The sequence below is a fragment of the Ruegeria sp. CF5 genome (assembly GCF_056537325.1).
In genome coordinates this window covers 139,134-158,235 of the sequence record NZ_JBQFRI010000006.1, presented here as the reverse complement: position 1 = coordinate 158,235, position 19,102 = coordinate 139,134, and the positions used below count along the sequence as shown (strand labels likewise).

The window sequence follows — 19,102 nt, the reverse complement described above, 5'->3', positions numbered from 1 at the left end:
CCGCCCCCAGTGGCATCATCAGTTCGATGCGACCTGATAAGGCTGCGGAAGACCTGCATATTCTTCCTTGGCGCTTTCCAGCCACTGTTCATATGCCTCTTCGCTGACCACTTTCACGGTGATCGGCATGTAGGCGTGATCCTTGCCACACAGTTCCGAGCACTGGCCGAAATAGATGCCCTCTTTCTCGGCTTTGAACCACAGCTCTGCCAGACGGCCCGGTACGCCATCCTGCTTTACGCCAAAGGCGGGGATGGTCCAGGAATGGATCACGTCGGATGCGGTCACCTGCATCACCACGATCTTGTTCACAGGCACGACAACTGCGGTGTCGGTTGCCAGCAGAAACTCGTCTTCGCCGTAGCCTGCGTCGGCCAGCTTGGCGCGCATCGCGTCGTCCAGAACAAATGCCGATACATCAGCATCCGCAGGGCGGGCATCTGCATCCAGTGTCGCCGGGTGGCCCAGCATGTAGCTGTCGAATGCAAAATCATGGTCGATATATTCATAGGTCCAGTACCACTGGTTGCCGACCGCCTTGATGACCACTTCGCCTTCGGGGATTTCCTGCTGTTTGAACAGAACCGGCAGCGAAAACGCGCCGATGAACACCAGAATCAGAATCGGGCCAATCGTCCATGCGATTTCGACCGGTGTGTAATGCGAAAAGCGCGAGGGGGTCGGGTTGGCGCGCTGGTTGTAGCGCACGATGCAGTAGACCAGCAGCCCGGCGACCAGCAGACAGATTGCCGTGATGATAACCAGAATCATCCCGTCCAGCCGCTGAATTCCCTCGGCCAGACTGGTTGCTGCGGGCTGGAAGCCCACGCCGCCATCAACCGGTTTGCCGATAATCTCAAGCTCCTGAGCCATTGCGGGCAGGCTGGAGAGGGCTGCGAAAAGCCCCGAAAGCATCAAAGCATTCTTCATATTCTGTCCTGATCGTTTGATCTTTGCGTCCCTGGCGATAAGGCGTGAATCGGTCACACCTCTCCCGTTGTCTTTGACCGCGTTAAAAACCATATTCCGGAGGGTAGATAAAGCAAAATGCTTGCGTCAAACAGACGCTATTTTTGATCTGGATCAAACCGGAAAGGTTCCAACCGATGGCTCAAGCCCCGTTTCGCCCATTTGAAACCGCTCTACCGCATGACGAGGCGCTTGCCGTACTAAGGTCGGCAACCGACGGTGCGGAAGATGGCGAGCTGTTCGTCGAGCGGCGAAAATCCGAAGCGCTGGTATTCGATGATGGCCGTCTGCGCACTGCGTCCTATGACGCGTCCGAGGGGTTTGGCCTGCGCGCGGTTCAGCGCGATGTGGCGGGTTATGCCCATTCGACCGAGGTTTCGATACCGGCCCTGAAACGCGCAGCCGAGACCGCGCGACTTGCGGTGGGTGACGGGGGCGGCACACTGGCCGAGGCCCCCCGGGCGACCAATACGCGGCTTTATACGGACGAAGATCCGATCGAATCCGCCAGCTTTCCGGTCAAAATCGAAACCCTGCGCGAGATTGATGCCTTTGCCCGCGATCTTGACCCTCGGGTCGTGCAGGTCAGTGCCACCATTGCCGCGGCTGTACAGGAGGTCGAGATTCTACGCCCCGACGGGGTTCGCGTGCGTGATGTGCGCCCGATGACGCGGCTGAACATCTCGGTCATTGTCGAACAGAACGGCAGGCGTGAAAGCGGATCCGCCGGGGGCGGCGGGCGCGTTGGCCTGGACGGGCTGATTGATCCGGCAGACTGGCAGGGCAAGGCGCGCGAGGCGTTGCGGATTGCTCTGGTCAATCTGGATGCGGTCCCTGCCCCCGCTGGTGTGATGGAGGTTGCGCTTGGCCCCGGCTGGCCCGGTATTCTGCTGCACGAAGCCATTGGTCATGGGTTGGAAGGCGATTTTAACCGTAAAGGCAGCTCGGCCTTTGCCGGGCTTATGGGGCAGCAAATTGCATCGAAAGGCGTGACAGTCGTGGACGACGGCACAATTGCCGACCGGCGCGGTTCGATCACCGTGGATGATGAGGGCACACCTAGTTCCCGAACAGTGCTGATCGAGGACGGCGTTCTGACCGGGTACATGCAAGACCGCCAGAACGCGCGCCTGATGGGTGTGGCCCCCACTGGCAATGGGAGGCGGCAAAGCTATGCGCACAAACCGATGCCTCGGATGACCAATACGATAATGCTGGGGGGCGATGCCGATCCGGCGGAACTGGTGGCCGAGATCAAGGACGGTATATGGGCTGTGGGGTTCGGTGGCGGTCAAGTCGACATCACAAACGGGAAATTCGTATTCTCCTGTACCGAAGCATACCGTGTTCAGAATGGTAAGATCGGAGCGCCAGTAAAAGGAGCCACCCTTATCGGCGACGGGCCTTCGGCCCTGAAACGCATTCGCGGACTTGGCAATGACATGGAGCTGGATCCTGGAATGGGAACCTGTGGCAAGGATGGCCAGTGGGTGCCCGTGGGCGTGGGTCAGCCGACCGTTCTGATGGATGGGCTGACGGTGGGCGGATCGGCAGCCTGATTCGAAATCTACCTGCGGCGCAGGATTGTTCTGCGCCGCACCCCAAGCGACAACCTGCAACCCGGGATGGTTTATCTTCCGTTTTGCCAAGGCATAACTGGAACTTCGCAGTAGTTTTGCAGAAATTTTCGTAGATTTTTCCTCGATTCACCGAGCGTTAACCTCACCACCCGTAAACCGGTTCTGCAATCAGGCGGAGCGACGGATGACCGAGGAGCAGCTTTCTTCCAATCACCCCACACTCCCACCCACCACGGAAGATGATCGGTTTTCCTGGCTCCGTCTGTTGCGCTCACGCAAGGTCGGTCCGGCAACGTTCCGGCGGTTGCTGCGTGAACATGGGACAGCGCAGAACGCGCTTGCCGCGCTGCCGGAAATGGCGCGCGCTGCCGGGATAGAGGGTTATGAAATCTGCCCTCCCGGCGTTATTGAATCGGAACTTAGAGCGGCGAAAGCAGCCAATGCACGGCTGTTGTGCCTGTTCGATCCCGAATTTCCGAATGCCCTTACTGACTTGCAGGATGCGCCACCGCTTTTGTGGGCGGTTGGCGATCCGGGCCTACTGCAACGCCCCATGATATCGATTGTCGGTGCCCGCAATTGTTCTTCCCTTGGCGCGCGCATGACCCGGGCACTGGCGAAAGAGCTGGGAGAGGCAGGCTATGTCGTCGTTTCGGGCCTGGCCCGCGGCATTGATACAGCAGCGCATATGGCGGCACTGAACTCGGGCACGGTGGCTGTTCTGGCGGGCGGCGCTGATGTCGTCTATCCGGCGGAAAACGCCAATCTGGCAGCGGAAATCTCAGACAAGGGGCTGCGGCTTTCGGAACAGCCAATGAAGACCGTTCCGCAGGCCCGTCACTTTCCACGCCGGAACCGGATCATTTCGGGGCTGGCTCAGGCTGTCGTCGTCGTCGAAGCGGCCGCAAAATCCGGCAGCCTCATCACCGCGCGGGATGCGCTTGATCAGGGGCGCGAGGTTCTGGCGGTTCCCGGACATCCTTTTGATGCGCGTGCCGCAGGGTGCAATCTGCTTCTGCGGGATGGGGCCACGCTGATCCGGTCCGCTCAGGACGTGATAGATGCTCTGCCGAGGCAACAATCGGATCTGCCGTTGAATTCCCGCAGCAAGTCTGAAACTCCGGCTGCAACGCAACCGGTGAAAGACCCACGCGATGCCCAAGTATTGCATAGCCGCATCCTCAGACTTCTGGGGCCGTCGCCTGTGGCCGAGGATCAACTGATCCGGGATTTGTCGGTCAGCGCCGGAGAAATAGGCCCCGCTCTGGTCGATCTGGAACTTGACGGGCGGATACGACGGCAGGCGGGTGGTTTGCTGTCGCTTGCCAGCTGACGCAAAAACCCGGTCGGAATCACGATGACCGGCGCAACAAGGAACACACTCTGCACGCTGACAGCCGGACATGTGATAAAAACACCGAGCCATCGTGTTGATCTTTAGGCGAAAATCCAATTTCAAACGGAACGCATTGACAATCTGCCCTTGCCCCACACATTTTGCACGGCCATACAAGGCGCCAATTCCGTCGAGCGAGGTTTTTCACTAAATGCCTGTAGTTGTTGTAGAATCCCCGGCCAAGGCAAAAACGATCAATAAATATCTCGGCCCTGACTACACGGTTCTGGCCTCATACGGCCATGTGCGCGACCTGCCTGCCAAGAACGGATCAGTCGATACCGACGATGATTTCGCGATGACATGGGAGGTTGGTGCCGACAGCCGAAAACATGTCAAAGCCATCGCCGACGCACTGAAAGAAGACAATGCGCTGATCCTCGCAACCGACCCCGATCGCGAGGGCGAAGCGATCAGCTGGCACCTGCAGGAGGCGCTGACCAAGCGCCGCTCGATCAAGAAGGACACGCCGGTCAGCCGCGTGACATTTAATGCGATCACAAAGGACGCGGTGACGCAGGCAATGCAAAACCCGCGCGAGGTGGATATGCCACTAGTCGAGGCCTATCTGGCCCGACGCGCGCTGGATTATCTGGTCGGCTTCAACCTCTCACCTGTTCTGTGGCGAAAACTGCCTGGCGCGAAGTCGGCGGGCCGAGTGCAATCCGTCTGTCTGCGCCTGATCGTCGAGCGCGAGATGGAGATCGAAGCGTTCAAACCAGTCGAATACTGGTCGGTAAAGGCACTTTTCGAAACACCACGGGGCCAGACCTTTGAGGCGCGGCTTGTCACGCTGGCAGGCAAAAAGCTGGACAAGCACGATCTGGCCAATGCCACGCAGGCGGAACTTGCGGTGCAGGCGATCACCAGCCGCGCACTGAGCGTGACATCGGTCGAGGCCAAGCCCGCTGCACGAAACCCCAGCGCTCCGTTCATGACCTCGACCCTGCAACAGGAAGCCAGCCGCAAGTTCGGTATGGGCGCCCGCCATGCGATGCAGGTGGCGCAGCGGCTCTACGAGGCGGGCTACATTACTTATATGCGGACCGACGGCATCGACATGGCCCCCGAGGCGGTTGCGGCCACGCGCGATGCCATCAGTGACCGTTACGGCGCGGAATATGTGCCGGACAGCCCGCGTATCTACAAGAACAAGGCCAAGAACGCGCAGGAAGCCCACGAATGTATCCGCCCGACGGATATGAACCGCGACGCCAAGGCGCTGAAAGTTACCGATGACGACCAGCGCAAGCTGTATGACCTGATCTGGAAGCGTACCATCGCCTGTCAGATGGCTGCAGCGCGGCTGGAGCGGACCACCGTCGAGATCGGCAGCGACGACGGTCAGGTCGGATTGCGAGCCACCGGTCAGGTGGTGATGTTCGACGGCTTCATGCGTGTCTATGAAGAAGGCCGCGATGATGTGGCCGATGACGATGAAAAGCGCCTGCCCCAGATCATGCAGGGCGACCCGGCCCGTTTTGCAAAGACTTCGCTGCGCGATCAGTTCGCCAAGGCATCCGGCGACAGCACCGGCAAGACAGCCGCGATCCTGTCCGAAAACGAAGCCGTTCTGGCCTTGCAACACCACACTCAGCCCCCCCCGCGCTACACCGAGGCGACTCTGGTCAAGCGGATGGAGGAGCTGGGGATCGGGCGGCCGTCGACCTATGCCTCGATCGTGACCACGATTCAGGACCGCGAATATGTGCGCAAAGACAAAAACCGGCTGATCCCCGAGGAAAAGGGGCGGATCGTCACCATCTTTCTGCTGAATTTCTTCCGCCAATACGTGGGGTATGAGTTCACCGCAAATCTGGAAGGGCAGCTGGATGACGTGAGTGCGGGTGAGCGAGATTACAAGGACCTGCTGGGCAAGTTCTGGCGCGATTTCTCTGCCGCCATTGGCGAGACGTCGGAATTGCGCATCTCGGAAGTGCTGGACAAGCTGGACGAGGTGCTTGCGCCGCAGCTTTATCCGCCACGCGAAGACGGCTCGGACCCGCGCATTTGCCCGAAATGCGGTGTGGGCCAATTGCATCTGAAAACCTCACGAACCGGCGGCTTTGTGGGATGTGGCAACTATCCGGAGTGCAATTACACCCGTCCTATCGCAGGCGAAGGTGCCGAAGGCGATGAACGTCTGCTGGGCGAGGACGCGGGAGACGAGATCTGGCTGAAATCGGGCCGTTTTGGTCCGTATGTCCAGCGGGGCGAACCCACGCCCGAGAACAAGAAGCCGCCGCGCGCCTCACTGCCGCGCGGGTGGAGCAAGGATGATATGGATCTGGCCAAGGCGCTGACGCTGCTGAGCCTGCCGCGCCAAATCGGTGAGCACCCCGAAGGCGGAATGATCAGCGCCAATTTTGGCCGCTTTGGCCCCTACCTGATGCATCAGCTGGCAGATGAGGCCAAGCCGATCTATGCCAACCTCAAGGACCCCAACGACGTGTTCGAGATCGGCATGAACCGCGCGGTGGAGCTGTTGGCAGAAAAGCGCGCCAATCCGGGACGCGGAAGGCGCGCGGCGGCAAAACCGCTGAAAGAACTGGGCGACCATCCCGACGGCGGCGCAGTTCAGGTTCTGGATGGACGCTATGGGCCATATGTCAAATGGGAAAAGGTGAATGCCACCTTGCCCAAGGATGTGGAGCCGGCAAATGTCACAATGGAAATAGCGCTGGGCCTGATCGCGGAAAAGGCCGCAAAGAAGGGCACCAAAAAGAAAGCCGCACCAAAGAAAAAGTCAGCGCCCAAAAAGACGGCCAAGAAGGCGGCCACCGAATAACAATGACGCGGGCCCGGTAATCTACCGGGCTTGCATCATTAGGTAGAAATACCATTGCCCCTTGGTTTCATTGACTTCCTCGTGACGTGGCGGCACAACCTGCGCCATCACCAAGTCATTGGGGGAGTATTCCATGAAAAAAGTCTATGCCAATGCCACCGAAGCGCTCGATGGGGTGCTGAAGGACGGCATGCTGATCGCAGGGGGCGGGTTTGGCCTTTGCGGTATCCCGGAACTGTTGTTGGAAGCCATCAAGGAGTCGGGGGTCAAGGACCTGACATTTGCATCGAATAACGCAGGTGTGGACGACTTCGGCATCGGTATCCTGCTGCAGACGAGGCAGGTCAAAAAGATGATCAGCTCTTATGTCGGTGAAAACGCAGAATTCATGCGCCAGTACCTGTCTGGCGAACTTGAGCTGGAATTCAATCCGCAGGGCACGCTGGCCGAACGTATGCGCGCCGGAGGCGCGGGCATCCCCGGCTTCTACACCAAGACCGGCGTTGGCACCGTGATCGCCGAAGGCAAGGAGCACAAGGACTTCAACGGCGAGACCTATATCATGGAAGAAGGTCTGTTTGCCGATCTGGCCATCGTCAAAGCCTGGAAGGCCGACGACACCGGCAACCTGATTTTCCGCAAGACCGCACGTAACTTTAACGTACCGGCGGCAACCTGCGGTAAAATCTGCATCGCTGAAGTCGAGGAAATCGTGCCGCGCGGCGAGCTGGACCCGGACAACATCCATCTGCCCGGCATCTATGTGCATCGCATTATTCAGGGCGAGCACGAAAAGCGCATCGAACAGCGCACCACCCGTAAGAAGGAGGAAGCATAATGCCCTGGGACCGCAATCAGATGGCCGCCCGCGCGGCGGAGGAACTGGAAGACGGCATGTATGTGAACCTCGGCATCGGAATTCCGACGCTGGTGGCGAACTATGTCGGTGACAAGGACATCACTCTGCAATCCGAAAACGGCATGCTGGGCATGGGCCCCTTCCCTTACGAAGGCGAAGAGGACCCCGACCTGATCAATGCCGGTAAGCAGACCATCACCGAACTAGCCCGGACGGCGTATTTCGACAGCGCAACGTCTTTTGCCATGATCCGTGGCGGCAAGATCGCCGCTGCGATTCTGGGTGCCATGGAAGTGGATGAAAAGGGCGATCTGGCGAACTGGATGATTCCCGGCAAGCTGGTCAAGGGCATGGGCGGCGCCATGGACCTGGTCGCAGGCGTTGGCCGCGTGGTGGTTGTGATGGATCACACCAACAAACACGGCGACTCGAAAGTGCTGAAGGAATGCACCTTGCCATTGACCGGGAAAGGTGTCGTTGATCGCATCATCACCAATCTGGGTGTTCTGGATGTGGTCGAAGGCGGTCTGAAAATCGTGCAGCTGGCCGACGGCGTCAGCGAGGACGAGATGCGCGCGGCAACTCAGGCAACCATCGTCAACTGAGCACGCTCACCGATCAGAAAGGCCCGCCGTTTATGGCGGGCCTTTTCATTTCACTGGCCGTTCATGGACTGAAACACACACCCGTCAGAGATAAGTTCGGGTGGCGTGGCGCAGAGGGCTTTAGCCACCTGAAACGCGGCCAGAACCTTGGGAACGTAATCGCGGGTCTCGGAATATGGGGGAACGCCGCTGTGCTTGCGTACCGATCCCTCGCCCGCGTTATACCCGGCCAAAACCAGAATCGGATCGTTGCCGAACTCTTCCATCAGCCAGCTCAGGTACTTTACGCCCCCGGCAATGTTCTGAGCCGGCACGAGACTGTCTGAAACGCCGAACCGTTTGGCAGTTGCCGGCATCAGCTGCATGAGCCCCTGAGCACCCGCCGAACTTACCGCATCGGCGCGGCCGGCTGATTCAACAGAAATGACCGCCAGAACTAAGGCGGGAGACACATTGGTTCCTACCGTAGAGCGAAGAATGTCTATTCCACGCTCGGTCGCGATGTTCTGCAGAGACTGAAGGCGTGGTGAGGTTACCCCGGCATCAGTCAACGCCCGCATCGCCCGGTTCAACCGCCCCGCGCTTGCACTGGTCAGCTCAGGTGACACCCTGTCCCAGAACGTTCCATATTTGCTTGTCGGCGCGGGAAGTGCCGCCGGTATCGGTGGCGCGACACTGGCAACAACATTGGCCGAGGGTATTTCAGCACCTGTACTGGGTGCAAAGGGGGCTGCTGCGTGCTCCTCCGCGGTGATCTGTACTGTTATTTTTGGCCTAGTGCCGGGTTTTGGTGCCTTGATCCGCTTGTAGACCCCTTTGGTTTCGGGTTCGGTGGCGGTAACCTGTTGAGCGCCAATAAGAAGCAGCGCCAGCATGCCGGCGCAAGTGATCGCGTTCCGGAGGTACATCTGCCTGCCTCACTATTATTGTTTTAAGGCGAGTTGATACCGATTTCCTCCCGCAACACCAGAGAAACAAAGCGAAATGGGGCGGTTTTGCCTCATTTGATACCATTTTGCACCGCACGCTTTGCCCAGAACAAGTTGTGAAAAACTTTTTATCATTGTTTTTCAATGCTTTGTAAAATTCGTAACTAAAAAATTAAGGTCCGGGCAAAAAATTCCTGATTTGGCCCAATTCCTGCCACGCCTGATAGGCAATCTCTGTTTCATACCGAGACGGACAGGGACCGACGAGAGAGATGGTTCCGAATGTCGCCGAGGTTAGTATTTTTAAGTTTGATCCTTTAGGAGGGACGTAACATGATCAAGTTCATCAAGAACTTCCGCAAAGACGAAGACGGCGCCGTAACTGTAGACTGGGTCGTTCTGACCGCAGCCGTTGTTGCTCTGGCAGCCGTTGCATACCAGGGTATCTCGGGTGGTGCAGAAGGTCTGGCCAACAACGTTGACACAGCTCTGTCCGGCGCGACCGTCAGCACCGGTACCATCACCGGCACCGGCACCTCCACTGTTTCAGGCGGTATCACTGCTGCTGGCACCAGCGGTTCCAGCAACTAATATTTGCCGACACGGCAGAAACAGAAGCTACGCCTCATCCAGAGGCGTAGCTTTTTTGATTCAAAATCCCATACCGCGTGACTGTCAAAGCCTGGTGGCACGCCTCGCATATGCCAAATTGGCAAAACCCATTGAAAAGGCGTTTAAAATCCCGACTTTTCGGCAAATCCAACCTGATTTGGTCAAATTCTTGCCACGCATCTCTGGCTAAGATGACCTAATGCCACGGTATCGGAACGCGTGAGAGAGACGCAGCCGCATGCACGAGAAGGCTGAAGCAAGCTCGCGCCACCAGGAGGGACGCAAATTGATTACATTTATAAGGAACTTCAAAGACGAAGACAGTGGTGCTGTGACGGTTGACTGGGTGGTGCTAACCGCTGCGGTCGTTGCCCTTGCGGCGCTTGCCTATGTAGGAATCGCCGGCGGTTCGGAAACTTTGTCCAGCAGTGTCGGCAACGCTCTGGACCGCACGACCGTCAGCAGCGGTACAGCGACAGGCACAACATCGACCTCTGGCGGTATCATCGTCGGTGGAAGCAGCACCGGCGGCAGCTAAACCCGCTATTCCCGAGAAATCCCGCCGCGATCCAATCCGGGTCGCGGTTTCTTTTCGATCAGGACGACTTGCCAGGGAATATTTTTCAGTAAGAGTGCCAGGATATCGTTTTTGCAACAGTCATTTTGAGCATTTGTCCCTTATTTCGACACAATTAGGATATAGGAAATACTCTGTTTAATGCACTGCGCCAGCGGCTGCACGTTTGACGGAATACGAACGAGGTGTGTGAATGCGAGCTGTTTTTGGTCTTGTCCTGATTTTTGGGGTCGCGTTGGCGGGGGGTGCCGTTTACATGGCCCGAAACTATATTTCGGCCCATCAGGCCGAACTGGCGCGCGAGCGTCAGGCGCGCGCTGAGGCGTTGGCGAACGCGCAGGTCGAAACCGTCCCCACTGTTAATGTCATTGTGGCGAACCGCCCCCTGAAATACGGAGAGCGCCTGACCGAGGAAGATGTGCGCGTGGTCGGATGGCCCGAAACCGCGATTCCCGAAGGAACGTTCACTGAAATCGCCGTTCTGTTCCCCGATCAGGCGGACAACGAGCGTTTCATTCTGCGGACAATGGAAAAAGACGAGGCGATCATGGCCGTTAAGATCACCAAACCCGGTGAGGCGGCAGGGCTGACATCGCAACTTGAAAAAGGCATGAGGGCGTTCGCCATCAGCGTGGATGTGGCGTCGGGCGTATCCGGTTTTCTGCGCCCAGGGGACACTGTTGACGTGTATTGGACGGGATCACTTCGCAACATCTCTACCGATGTGGAAGGTGAGATCACGCGCCTTATTCAACCCAATATCCAGCTGATTGCAGTTGACCAATCGGCGGGTTCGGACGTAACCGGCACGACCATCGCCAGAACGGTAACCGTTGCAGCCACACCAGAACAGATCGCGGCCCTCGCCCAAGCGCAAAACACAGGGCGGTTGTCCTTGGCATTGGTCGGTATTCAGGACGATACGATCGCCAGTGCAATCGAGGTCGACCAGCGTAAACTTCTAGGGATTGAAGCCGCTGCACCGGTCATCAAGAAGGTCGAAGAAAAGGTCTGCACCAACCGAGTTCGCCGAGGCGGTCAGATTCAGGTCGAACAGATCCCCTGCACCAACTAACTGACTGCTATTCAGTTGTTAAACTTTCCTGGGCCGCGCAATTTGCGCGGCTCAAGTTTTTTGCATGTTGCCCATTATCCACATAAGGAACCTTCCAGAAACCCTTGATTATTGCATAAAATCGGGAAATCGCGCACAGTCTGGCATCATAGGGCGTAAGACCCAAAAAAACGAGGCGTGATCGGAGAGGCAGGTCACATGACATTAAGTTCCTGGATCAGGTCAACCCTGTTGGGGTTGGCACTTGTTATGAGCCCGGTCGGCCATGCCGCCTGGGCTGAAAATCTTCGAATCGTGAAGAACGGGACGGCGGAAACGCTCGAAGTTCCGATGAATCGCGCGATCGTCGTAGAAAGCGAGCAACCCTTTGCTGAGCTCAGCATTGCAAACGCGGGGATTGCTGACATTTCTTCTCTGTCGGACCGGACGATCTATGTCCTTGGTAAGTCCCCCGGGTTGACGACACTGACCCTGTTCGACCCCGGTGGAAATCTTATCACAAACGTGAAAGTTCGCGTTGCACCCGATGTGACCGAATTCAAGGAGCGTCTGAGACAGATTCTGCCGAACGAGCAAATCGAAGTTCGCACGGCAAACGATGGCATCGTCCTGTCCGGAACCGTTTCCAGCGGCGCGCGACTGGATCGCGCACTGGAGCTGGCCGAACGTTATGCGCCTGAGCGGGTTTCGAACCTGATGAATGTGGGCGGCGTACAGCAGGTGATGCTTAAAGTTCGGTTTGCCGAGATGAACCGCGCCGTGGCAAAATCGCTGACAACGTCTCTTGGCTTCTCCGGCACAGATGTCACAGCCGGATTCCAGTCGTTGAACACGCAAAATGCGCTGAACAGAGCGTTGAACGGCAACATTCCGAATGGTCAAACCAATACCGGTGCAATTCTGTTTGGCTTTGGTGTCGGGTCCACCCAGGTAGCGCTTATGTTGGAAGCCCTGGAAACCAAAGGACTTGTCCGCAGTCTGGCCGAACCGAACCTGTCAGCCCTGTCCGGGCAGGAAGCTACATTCCTGGCGGGTGGCGAGGTTCCAATTCCGGTCCCGCAGGAAGACAACGTAATCACCATTGATTACAAGCCCTTCGGCGTAGAAATGAAGTTCGTTCCGCGGGTGGTGGATGGTGATCTGATCAACCTGGAAATGGTCGCGTCGGTTTCGGCTATTGACCCCAACACCAGCTTTACATTCAACGGTGACACTATCCCCAGCTTTATCAGACGGGAAACCGCCACAACCGTTGAACTGCGAGACGGAGAGAGCTTTGCCGTTGCTGGTTTGATCCAGGATGATTTCAGGGACCTTAACTCGCAAGTCCCATGGATTGGCGACGTGCCGGTTCTGGGTTCGCTTTTCCGCAGTGCGGATTATCAGCGTGAGCAAAGTGAACTGATTATTATCATCACTACCCATCTGGTATCGCCGACACGCGGAGAAGCACTGGCCTTGCCAACGGACCGCGTCAAACCGCCAAGCGAACTTGATCTGTTCCTGAACGGCCACGTGTCCAGAACCGTTCGCGCCGGAAGCGGAGCCGCCGCAGAAGTCGCCAAGCAGGACTTTGGCGGGTCCTACGGTTATGTTCTGGACTGATAGGAGGATAGGACCAATGCAGAAGTGGATCATCACACTGGGCCTAACGGTCGCAGTCGCCGCCTGTTCTCGGGAAGCTGGATACGAGATTGATCAGGGAACGTTTGGCAACGCGAATCTGAACAATATCCAGGTCATGAACGGTGAACTGACCTATGGGCAGATTCTGAATCAACGCTTCTCCAATGAGGTGCCGACACAGATCAACTTTGCCTTCGACAGCACAAAGCTTGATGCTGCGGCACAGCAGACGCTGACTCAGCAGGCAAATTGGATCCGGCAGTTCCCCGAAGTCCGCTTCCGGGTTTACGGGCATACGGATTCGGTCGGCTCCGCGGCTTACAACAAGAGCCTCGGCTTGCGTCGGGCCCAAGCGGTTGTAGCGTTCTTTGCCAGCCAGGGTATTTCCCGGTCTCGCCTTGAAGCCGTTGTTTCCTATGGTGAAAACAGGCCGCTGATCTCAACGCCCGATCGCGAACGGCGTAACCGTCGGACTGTGACAGAAGTATCTGGTTTCGTCGATCGGCATCCGAATATCCTGGACGGAAAATACGCGCATGTCGTCTATCGAGAGTACATCGACAGCGCGACGACTGTTTCCAGCGTCACCGTTCAAAGCCGTGCCGGAAACTTCGCTGACGAATAACAATACTGTGTAATTGGGCGGCATCGTCGCCCAATTCCCTACAATTGGTTCTTTTGCGCCAAATTCTCGCCAAACTTCCGGGCAACATTTTCAACAATGGGTGACTTGCGGCCATTTTGACCGCTTTGGGGCGACTGTGTTTGCTCGGATGGCCGGCCAAGTCTCTACAACGAGGATTCTGTTAATGACCAGCGCTACGCCGCAAAACGACGCGAATTCAATTCTGGCCTGTACGGTTAGCCGGGATGTGCAGAATTTTGATCTGCTGATCGAAGATATGGAAGCCGCGTTGGGGGAAAGCTGGGGCGATCTGGGATTTGCTGAGGCGCTTGCCTTTTTCAGTCAGCCCGAAGCGGAAACCCTGCAATTCATTGCGCTGGCCATAGATGGCGAAGACGAAGACAACCTTTCACTGATGGGTGAGATCATTTCTCAGGCCAAAGCGAAAGGTATCAAGGTCGTTCTGATCGCCGAGGACGTTTCTCCTGCCTCACTTCACCAGCTGTTGCGTAAGGGCGCCGACGAATTCGTCCCCTACCCTCTGCCGGAAAAAGAGCTGCAGGAAGCGATCGAACGAATGAATCGGCCCGAACCCGCGGCAACGGCGCATCCGGAACGTGCCAACCTGTCCAGTGGAGAGTCCAAAGAGGGCGCCATGTTCGTCGTTCAGGGCCTCGCGGGCGGTGTGGGTGCAACAACGATGGCAGTCAATCTGGCCTGGGAACTTGCCACCGTCTCGGCCAAGGAAGCGCCAAGCGTCTGCCTGCTGGATCTCGACCTGCAATACGGCAGTGTTTCAACCTATCTGGACCTGCCACGACGCGAGGCGGTCTTTGAAATGCTGTCCGAAACCGAAACGATGGATGACGAGGTTTTTGGAGCCGCACTGCAAACCTTCGAAGACAAGTTGCACGTTTTGACTGCGCCGACCGACATGGTCCCGCTGGACATCATCACCCCCGAAGATGTCCAGCGCGTCATCGACGTGGCCCGCGCGCAATTCGATTATGTGGTTGTCGACATGCCCAAGACCCTGGTGCACTGGTCGGAAACCGTACTGCATGCCGCACATGTTTATTTCGCGCTGATTGAACTGGACATGCGTTCTGCCCAAAACGCCCTGCGCCTGAAACGCGCGCTGCAGGCCGAGGATTTGCCCTTTAACAAGCTTCGCTTCGCGTTGAACCGTGCACCAAAGTTTACCGACCTCAGTGGCAAAAGCCGGGTCAAGCGTATGGGGGAAAGCCTGGGTATTTCGATCGACCTTCTGCTGCCGGACGGTGGCAAACAGATCATGCAAAGCGGCGATCACGGGCTGCCACTGGCCAGTTCGGCCGCGAAAAATCCGCTTCGCCGTGAAATCGCAAAACTCGCACAATCACTTCACGTCCTGGGAACCAGTGACGCCGAAGCCGCCTAAACCCAACCCGAGGGGGGAGCCGTGTTTTCAAGATACAAAAAACAGCCTGCAGCGCAGCCTGTAGGAGCTGCCGCCAAAACCCCAGCGGCCGAAAAGCCGGCAACCACGCCCGAAGCGGCGGCCAAGCCAACGGCCATTGTCCGCAAGCCGGTGGCAAAAAAGTCCGCCGAGGTAACCTCTTCTGACCGTGATCGAAAGCGGAAAGAGCGCCTGGGTGAAATCAAGATCGAACTTCATCGGGAACTCCTTGAAAACCTGAACCTCGCAGCGCTTGAAAACGCAGCAGAGGCAGAATTGCGCGCCGAAATCAGCTCGATTGCCAGCGAGGTTCTCGAAGCTAAAAATATCGTTCTGAATCGCGAAGATCGCACGCAGCTGAACAAGGAGCTGTATGACGAGGTTACCGGCCTTGGCCCGCTGGAAACACTGCTTCAGGACGATACAATCAACGATATTCTGGTGAACGGGCCGCAACAGATTTTTGTCGAACGCGCCGGTAAGCTGGAACTCAGCGATATCACCTTCAAGGACGAAAAGCACCTTCTGCGCATCATCGACAAAATCGTGTCTGCGGTGGGTCGTCGTGTCGACGAATCCAACCCTTACGTGGACGCGCGTCTGGCTGACGGGTCTCGTTTCAACGCCATGGTGCCGCCGATTGCCGTGGACGGATCGCTTGTCTCGATCCGGAAATTCAAAAAGGACAAGCTGGGCATTGACGATCTGGTCAATTTCGGCGCCTTCACCGAAGAAATGGCTGCTTATTTGCAGGCAGCAGTCTCGACCCGCCTGAACGTGATCGTTTCGGGTGGTACCGGTTCCGGTAAGACGACCACGCTAAATGCCCTGTCCAGCTTTATCGACGATGCCGAACGCATCCTGACCATTGAGGATACGGCGGAACTTCAGCTTCAGCAGACGCATGTGGGGCGGATGGAAAGCCGCCCGCCGAACGTCGAAGGCAAGGGTGAAGTCAGCCCGCGGGACTGTCTGAAAAACGCCCTGCGTATGCGTCCCGACCGTATCATTGTCGGTGAAACGCGGGGCTCCGAGGTGATCGACATGTTGCAGGCGATGAACACTGGCCACGACGGTTCGATGACCACAATCCACGCCAACTCGGCCCGCGATGGTATATCGCGCCTTGAGAACATGATCGCCATGGCCGGTATCGAAATGCCGATCAAAGCCGTGCGCAGCCAGATCGCCAGCGCTGTGAACCTGATCGTACAGGCCAGCCGTTTGCAGGACGGTTCACGCCGCATGACTTCGATCACCGAGATCACCGGCATGGAAGGTGATGTGATTTCCATGCAGGAAATCTTCCGCTTTCAGCGCTCGGGCCTGACCCCCGACAATAAGATCATCGGACATTTTACGGCAACCGGCGTTCGCAGCCACTTTTCCGAGCGCTTCCGTCTGTGGGGCTTTGACCTGCCCGCTTCCATTTACGACCCGACAACGATGTAGGAACACAGTTATGCAAATCAGCATGGAGCCCCTCATCTATGGCCTTATCTTCATCGGGGTATTTGCCCTGGTCGAAGGTATCTATCTGGTCGCATTCGGAAAATCGATCAGCCTGAACAGTCGGGTCAATCGGCGCCTGGATATGCTCGACAAAGGAGCCGGACGCGAACAGGTGCTGGAACAGCTGCGCAAAGAAATGCAGCAGCACATGAAATCGCAGACCATCCCGCTGTATTCGCTTTTGGCTGATAAGGCACAAAAAGCGGCGATTGCGTTTACGCCTAGGCAGCTGATCATGATCATGGCGCTGGTTTCGGCGCTTGCATTTGTGGGCCTGAGCGTCGGAACCAACACGGAAACACCGATCCGAGCGGCGCTGTCTGTCTTAATTGGAATCGGTGCCGTTTACATGTGGGTCAGCAAAAAGGCCAAAACGCGCATGGGCCTTCTGGAAGAGCAACTGGCCGATGCCGTTGAACTGATGGTTCGATCCTTGCGTGTCGGCCACCCCTTCATCTCATCCATCCAGATCGTCGCCCGGGAAACGCAGGACCCTATCGCGACCGAGTTCGGCATTATTTCCGATGAATGCTCGTACGGGCGCGATGTTGGTGAGGCGCTCAAGGAAATGGCGACGCGTCTAGATATGCAGGATCTTCGCTTTCTGGCTGTGGCCGTTGCCATTCAGCAGCAATCAGGCGGTAACCTGGCTGAAATTCTGGCAGGGCTGGCCAAAGTGATCCGGGCACGCTTTCGCCTGTTCCGGCGCGTCAAGGCAATCACGGCCGAGGCGCAATGGTCGGGTAAATTCCTGTCTGCCTTCCCCCTCGTCTGTCTCGGTGTCATTCTGATTAACGACCCCGGGTATTATGACGATGTCGTCGACCATTACCTGTTTATCCCCGCCTGTTTCTTTGTTGGCATCATGCTGACGGTAAACCTGATCGTCATGCGCGTGCTGACCAACATTAAGGTGTAAGGACAAGCCATGGAATTTCTTACCCGTATCAACGACATTCTGACAGAAAACTTCGGAGAGTTCGGACCACTGATCGTCGTCGGCGTTCTGGGGCTGTTCATGATCCTTCTGACCCTTCCGTTCTTGCTGAACCAGCCGGAAGATCCGTTGAAAAAGCTGCAGCGTAGCAATGCAGCTTCGAACAAATCCAAGAAGTCGGACAAAAAAGACAGGCTGCGTACTGCGGGTCGGAACGAGCAACTTGAAAAGTTCGCGACGTTTCTTGAGCCGCAGAACGAAGAGGAACTGTCTGCCGTACAGCTCAAGTTGCGCCAGGCGGGATATCAGTCCAAGGATGCGGTCCGTTTCTATCACTTTGCCCAGTTCGCATTGGGGATCGGCGGCCTGCTGTTCGGCGTTCTGCTTGTAACCGTGTTTTCAGGCGGTCAGGAATTTACGGGCCAGCAACTGCTGCTGCGCGTTCTCGGCCCGGGCATCGCGGGGTATATGGTTCCAAAATACTGGGTCACGCGCCGCGTCGCTGAGCGCAAGGACAACATCACGGCCGGTTTTCCGGATGCGCTGGACATGATGCTGGTTTGTGTCGAAGCGGGCCAGTCTCTGGATCAGGCGATTGTTCGCGTGGCCGCGGAATCGCAAGCCTCATATCCCGACATCGCTCAGGAGTTCGAAGTCGTGGCTCATGAAATGAAGGCGGGCAAGGACAAGGACACCGTTTTGCGCGACATGGGAACACGTTGCGGTGTTCAGGACGTAAGTTCGTTCGTGACCGTGATGATCCAATCGGCGACATTCGGTACGTCGATCGCCGAAGCACTTCGCGTCTATGCAGGTGAAATGCGTGACAAACGTGTGATGCGCGCGGAAGAGGCCGCTAACAAGTTGCCAACCAAGATGACACTTGCCACAATGATGCTAACGGTGCCGCCGTTGCTGATCATTCTGGTCGGTCCTTCAGCGAAAGGCATCATGGACCTGCAAAACATGTGAGCGACCTGAAATGAAAAACCTGGGCGAGCGAACATATGCACGCCTCCGTAATTCCCTGAAAGCCATCGCAGTTCTTGCTGCGGTGGCTTCGTGCACTGAGCCCGGATCACAAAATGGCCCCTTCCCTCCCGGTGTGGATCCGCAAGGCCAGTCGGAAGACGGCGTGGAAGTCGGCAACAGGCTGATGGAAGCCGGTCAATTTGAACTGGCGCTCGACGCGTTCACACGGGCGGCGTTGGAAGACGGGATGACGACAGAAATCCTGACCTCGATGGGAACCGCCAATTTGGGTCTGAAACGGCTGGGGCAGGCAGAAACCCTGCTGCGCCGTGCCGTGGAGGATGATCCGGACTGGCCCGTTGCATGGAACAATCTGGGCGTCCTGCTGATGGAAACCGGTGAATACGCAGAAGCCGCGCAGGTGTTTCGAAGGGCGTATGCACTGGACAATGGCGAAAGTGACTCAATCCGGGACAATCTGCGGTTAGCACTCGCAAAAATGGAAAATCCTGTTAATAATGATGTCCAAGAAGAAGAATTTAAATTGGTGCGGCGGGGTGAAGGCGATTTCGTCATCCGCAAGACACCTTGATTGAGGCAAG

The 19,102-nt window shown here is 57.1% G+C and carries 17 protein-coding genes; 15 read left to right on the top strand and 2 right to left on the bottom strand.

Features of this window, described 5'->3' with window-relative positions; translation table 11 throughout:
* Window positions 1–18 precede the first annotated feature (18 nt).
* Window positions 19–930: a cytochrome c oxidase subunit II gene (gene coxB / locus ACR0NW_RS15390; RefSeq protein WP_480451117.1), complete on the bottom strand. Its 912-nt coding sequence runs from the start codon at window positions 928–930 to the stop codon at window positions 19–21.
* 176 nt (window positions 931–1,106) lie between these two features.
* On the opposite strand from coxB, the gene tldD reads away from it, so the two are divergent.
* The 5 genes from tldD to ACR0NW_RS15365 all read left to right on the top strand — a co-directional run bounded on the left by tldD (window position 1,107) and on the right by ACR0NW_RS15365 (window position 8,197).
* On the top strand, window positions 1,107–2,528 hold the full coding sequence (tldD, locus tag ACR0NW_RS15385) for a metalloprotease TldD (protein WP_170651425.1): 1,422 nt from the start codon (window positions 1,107–1,109) through the stop codon (window positions 2,526–2,528).
* Between the two features lie 205 nt (window positions 2,529–2,733).
* A complete protein-coding gene (gene dprA, locus ACR0NW_RS15380) occupies window positions 2,734–3,882 on the top strand; it encodes a DNA-processing protein DprA (RefSeq protein ID WP_480451120.1) in 1,149 nt (382 codons plus the stop codon).
* A 214-nt stretch (window positions 3,883–4,096) separates the two neighbouring features.
* On the top strand, window positions 4,097–6,733 hold the full coding sequence (topA, locus tag ACR0NW_RS15375; RefSeq protein ID WP_480451122.1) for a type I DNA topoisomerase: 2,637 nt from the start codon (window positions 4,097–4,099) through the stop codon (window positions 6,731–6,733).
* A gap of 133 nt (window positions 6,734–6,866) precedes the next feature.
* Window positions 6,867–7,571: a CoA transferase subunit A gene (locus ACR0NW_RS15370; protein WP_170651422.1), complete on the top strand. Its 705-nt coding sequence runs from the start codon at window positions 6,867–6,869 to the stop codon at window positions 7,569–7,571.
* Window positions 7,571–8,197, top strand: a complete 627-nt coding sequence (locus ACR0NW_RS15365) for a 3-oxoacid CoA-transferase subunit B (RefSeq protein ID WP_170651421.1) — start codon at window positions 7,571–7,573, stop codon at window positions 8,195–8,197. Before ACR0NW_RS15370 ends, ACR0NW_RS15365 begins: the two co-directional genes overlap by 1 nt.
* Before the next feature lie 50 nt (window positions 8,198–8,247).
* Here ACR0NW_RS15365 and ACR0NW_RS15360 read toward each other — a convergent pair whose 3' ends face one another.
* Window positions 8,248–9,105: a lytic transglycosylase domain-containing protein gene (locus ACR0NW_RS15360; RefSeq protein WP_480451125.1), complete on the bottom strand. Its 858-nt coding sequence runs from the start codon at window positions 9,103–9,105 to the stop codon at window positions 8,248–8,250.
* A gap of 354 nt (window positions 9,106–9,459) precedes the next feature.
* On the opposite strand from ACR0NW_RS15360, the gene ACR0NW_RS15355 reads away from it, so the two are divergent.
* The 10 genes from ACR0NW_RS15355 (at window position 9,460) to ACR0NW_RS15310 (ending at window position 19,092) form a co-directional block, all read left to right on the top strand.
* Window positions 9,460–9,717, top strand: coding sequence for a hypothetical protein (locus tag ACR0NW_RS15355; protein WP_480451126.1), 258 nt, complete (start codon window positions 9,460–9,462; stop codon window positions 9,715–9,717).
* 307 nt (window positions 9,718–10,024) lie between these two features.
* Window positions 10,025–10,276: a hypothetical protein gene (locus ACR0NW_RS15350; protein ID WP_480451128.1), complete on the top strand. Its 252-nt coding sequence runs from the start codon at window positions 10,025–10,027 to the stop codon at window positions 10,274–10,276.
* A gap of 232 nt (window positions 10,277–10,508) precedes the next feature.
* Complete coding sequence (cpaB, locus tag ACR0NW_RS15345; RefSeq protein ID WP_480451130.1) at window positions 10,509–11,390, top strand: Flp pilus assembly protein CpaB; 882 nt, start codon at window positions 10,509–10,511, stop codon at window positions 11,388–11,390.
* Between the two features lie 198 nt (window positions 11,391–11,588).
* Complete coding sequence (locus tag ACR0NW_RS15340) at window positions 11,589–12,995, top strand: type II and III secretion system protein family protein (protein WP_480451133.1); 1,407 nt, start codon at window positions 11,589–11,591, stop codon at window positions 12,993–12,995.
* Window positions 12,996–13,011: 16 nt separating this feature from the next.
* Window positions 13,012–13,641, top strand: a complete 630-nt coding sequence (locus ACR0NW_RS15335) for an OmpA family protein (RefSeq protein WP_480451134.1) — start codon at window positions 13,012–13,014, stop codon at window positions 13,639–13,641.
* A gap of 184 nt (window positions 13,642–13,825) precedes the next feature.
* Window positions 13,826–15,061 (top strand): CpaE/TadZ family protein, encoded by a 1,236-nt coding sequence (locus ACR0NW_RS15330; RefSeq protein ID WP_480451136.1) that lies wholly within the window; start codon window positions 13,826–13,828, stop codon window positions 15,059–15,061.
* A 21-nt stretch (window positions 15,062–15,082) separates the two neighbouring features.
* Window positions 15,083–16,531 (top strand): ATPase, T2SS/T4P/T4SS family, encoded by a 1,449-nt coding sequence (locus ACR0NW_RS15325; RefSeq protein WP_170651414.1) that lies wholly within the window; start codon window positions 15,083–15,085, stop codon window positions 16,529–16,531.
* A 10-nt stretch (window positions 16,532–16,541) separates the two neighbouring features.
* Window positions 16,542–17,510, top strand: a complete 969-nt coding sequence (locus tag ACR0NW_RS15320; protein WP_480451138.1) for a type II secretion system F family protein — start codon at window positions 16,542–16,544, stop codon at window positions 17,508–17,510.
* A gap of 9 nt (window positions 17,511–17,519) precedes the next feature.
* Window positions 17,520–18,500 (top strand): type II secretion system F family protein, encoded by a 981-nt coding sequence (locus ACR0NW_RS15315; RefSeq protein WP_170651412.1) that lies wholly within the window; start codon window positions 17,520–17,522, stop codon window positions 18,498–18,500.
* 10 nt (window positions 18,501–18,510) lie between these two features.
* Window positions 18,511–19,092 (top strand): tetratricopeptide repeat protein, encoded by a 582-nt coding sequence (locus tag ACR0NW_RS15310; RefSeq protein WP_480451140.1) that lies wholly within the window; start codon window positions 18,511–18,513, stop codon window positions 19,090–19,092.
* The last annotated feature ends 10 nt before the right edge of the window (window positions 19,093–19,102 follow it).

Bases quoted from the DNA above. Each gene is read 5' to 3' on its own strand.
- coxB (WP_480451117.1), bottom strand. From the start codon at position 930: ATGAAGAATGCTTTGATGCTTTCGGGGCTTTTCGCAGCCCTCTCCAGC.
- tldD (WP_170651425.1), top strand. From the start codon at position 1,107: ATGGCTCAAGCCCCGTTTCGCCCATTTGAAACCGCTCTACCGCATGAC.
- dprA (WP_480451120.1), top strand. From the start codon at position 2,734: ATGACCGAGGAGCAGCTTTCTTCCAATCACCCCACACTCCCACCCACC.
- topA (WP_480451122.1), top strand. From the start codon at position 4,097: ATGCCTGTAGTTGTTGTAGAATCCCCGGCCAAGGCAAAAACGATCAAT.
- ACR0NW_RS15370 (WP_170651422.1), top strand. From the start codon at position 6,867: ATGAAAAAAGTCTATGCCAATGCCACCGAAGCGCTCGATGGGGTGCTG.
- ACR0NW_RS15365 (WP_170651421.1), top strand. From the start codon at position 7,571: ATGCCCTGGGACCGCAATCAGATGGCCGCCCGCGCGGCGGAGGAACTG.
- ACR0NW_RS15360 (WP_480451125.1), bottom strand. From the start codon at position 9,105: ATGTACCTCCGGAACGCGATCACTTGCGCCGGCATGCTGGCGCTGCTT.
- ACR0NW_RS15355 (WP_480451126.1), top strand. From the start codon at position 9,460: ATGATCAAGTTCATCAAGAACTTCCGCAAAGACGAAGACGGCGCCGTA.
- cpaB (WP_480451130.1), top strand. From the start codon at position 10,509: ATGCGAGCTGTTTTTGGTCTTGTCCTGATTTTTGGGGTCGCGTTGGCG.
- ACR0NW_RS15340 (WP_480451133.1), top strand. From the start codon at position 11,589: ATGACATTAAGTTCCTGGATCAGGTCAACCCTGTTGGGGTTGGCACTT.
- ACR0NW_RS15335 (WP_480451134.1), top strand. From the start codon at position 13,012: ATGCAGAAGTGGATCATCACACTGGGCCTAACGGTCGCAGTCGCCGCC.
- ACR0NW_RS15330 (WP_480451136.1), top strand. From the start codon at position 13,826: ATGACCAGCGCTACGCCGCAAAACGACGCGAATTCAATTCTGGCCTGT.
- ACR0NW_RS15320 (WP_480451138.1), top strand. From the start codon at position 16,542: ATGCAAATCAGCATGGAGCCCCTCATCTATGGCCTTATCTTCATCGGG.
- ACR0NW_RS15315 (WP_170651412.1), top strand. From the start codon at position 17,520: ATGGAATTTCTTACCCGTATCAACGACATTCTGACAGAAAACTTCGGA.
- ACR0NW_RS15310 (WP_480451140.1), top strand. From the start codon at position 18,511: ATGAAAAACCTGGGCGAGCGAACATATGCACGCCTCCGTAATTCCCTG.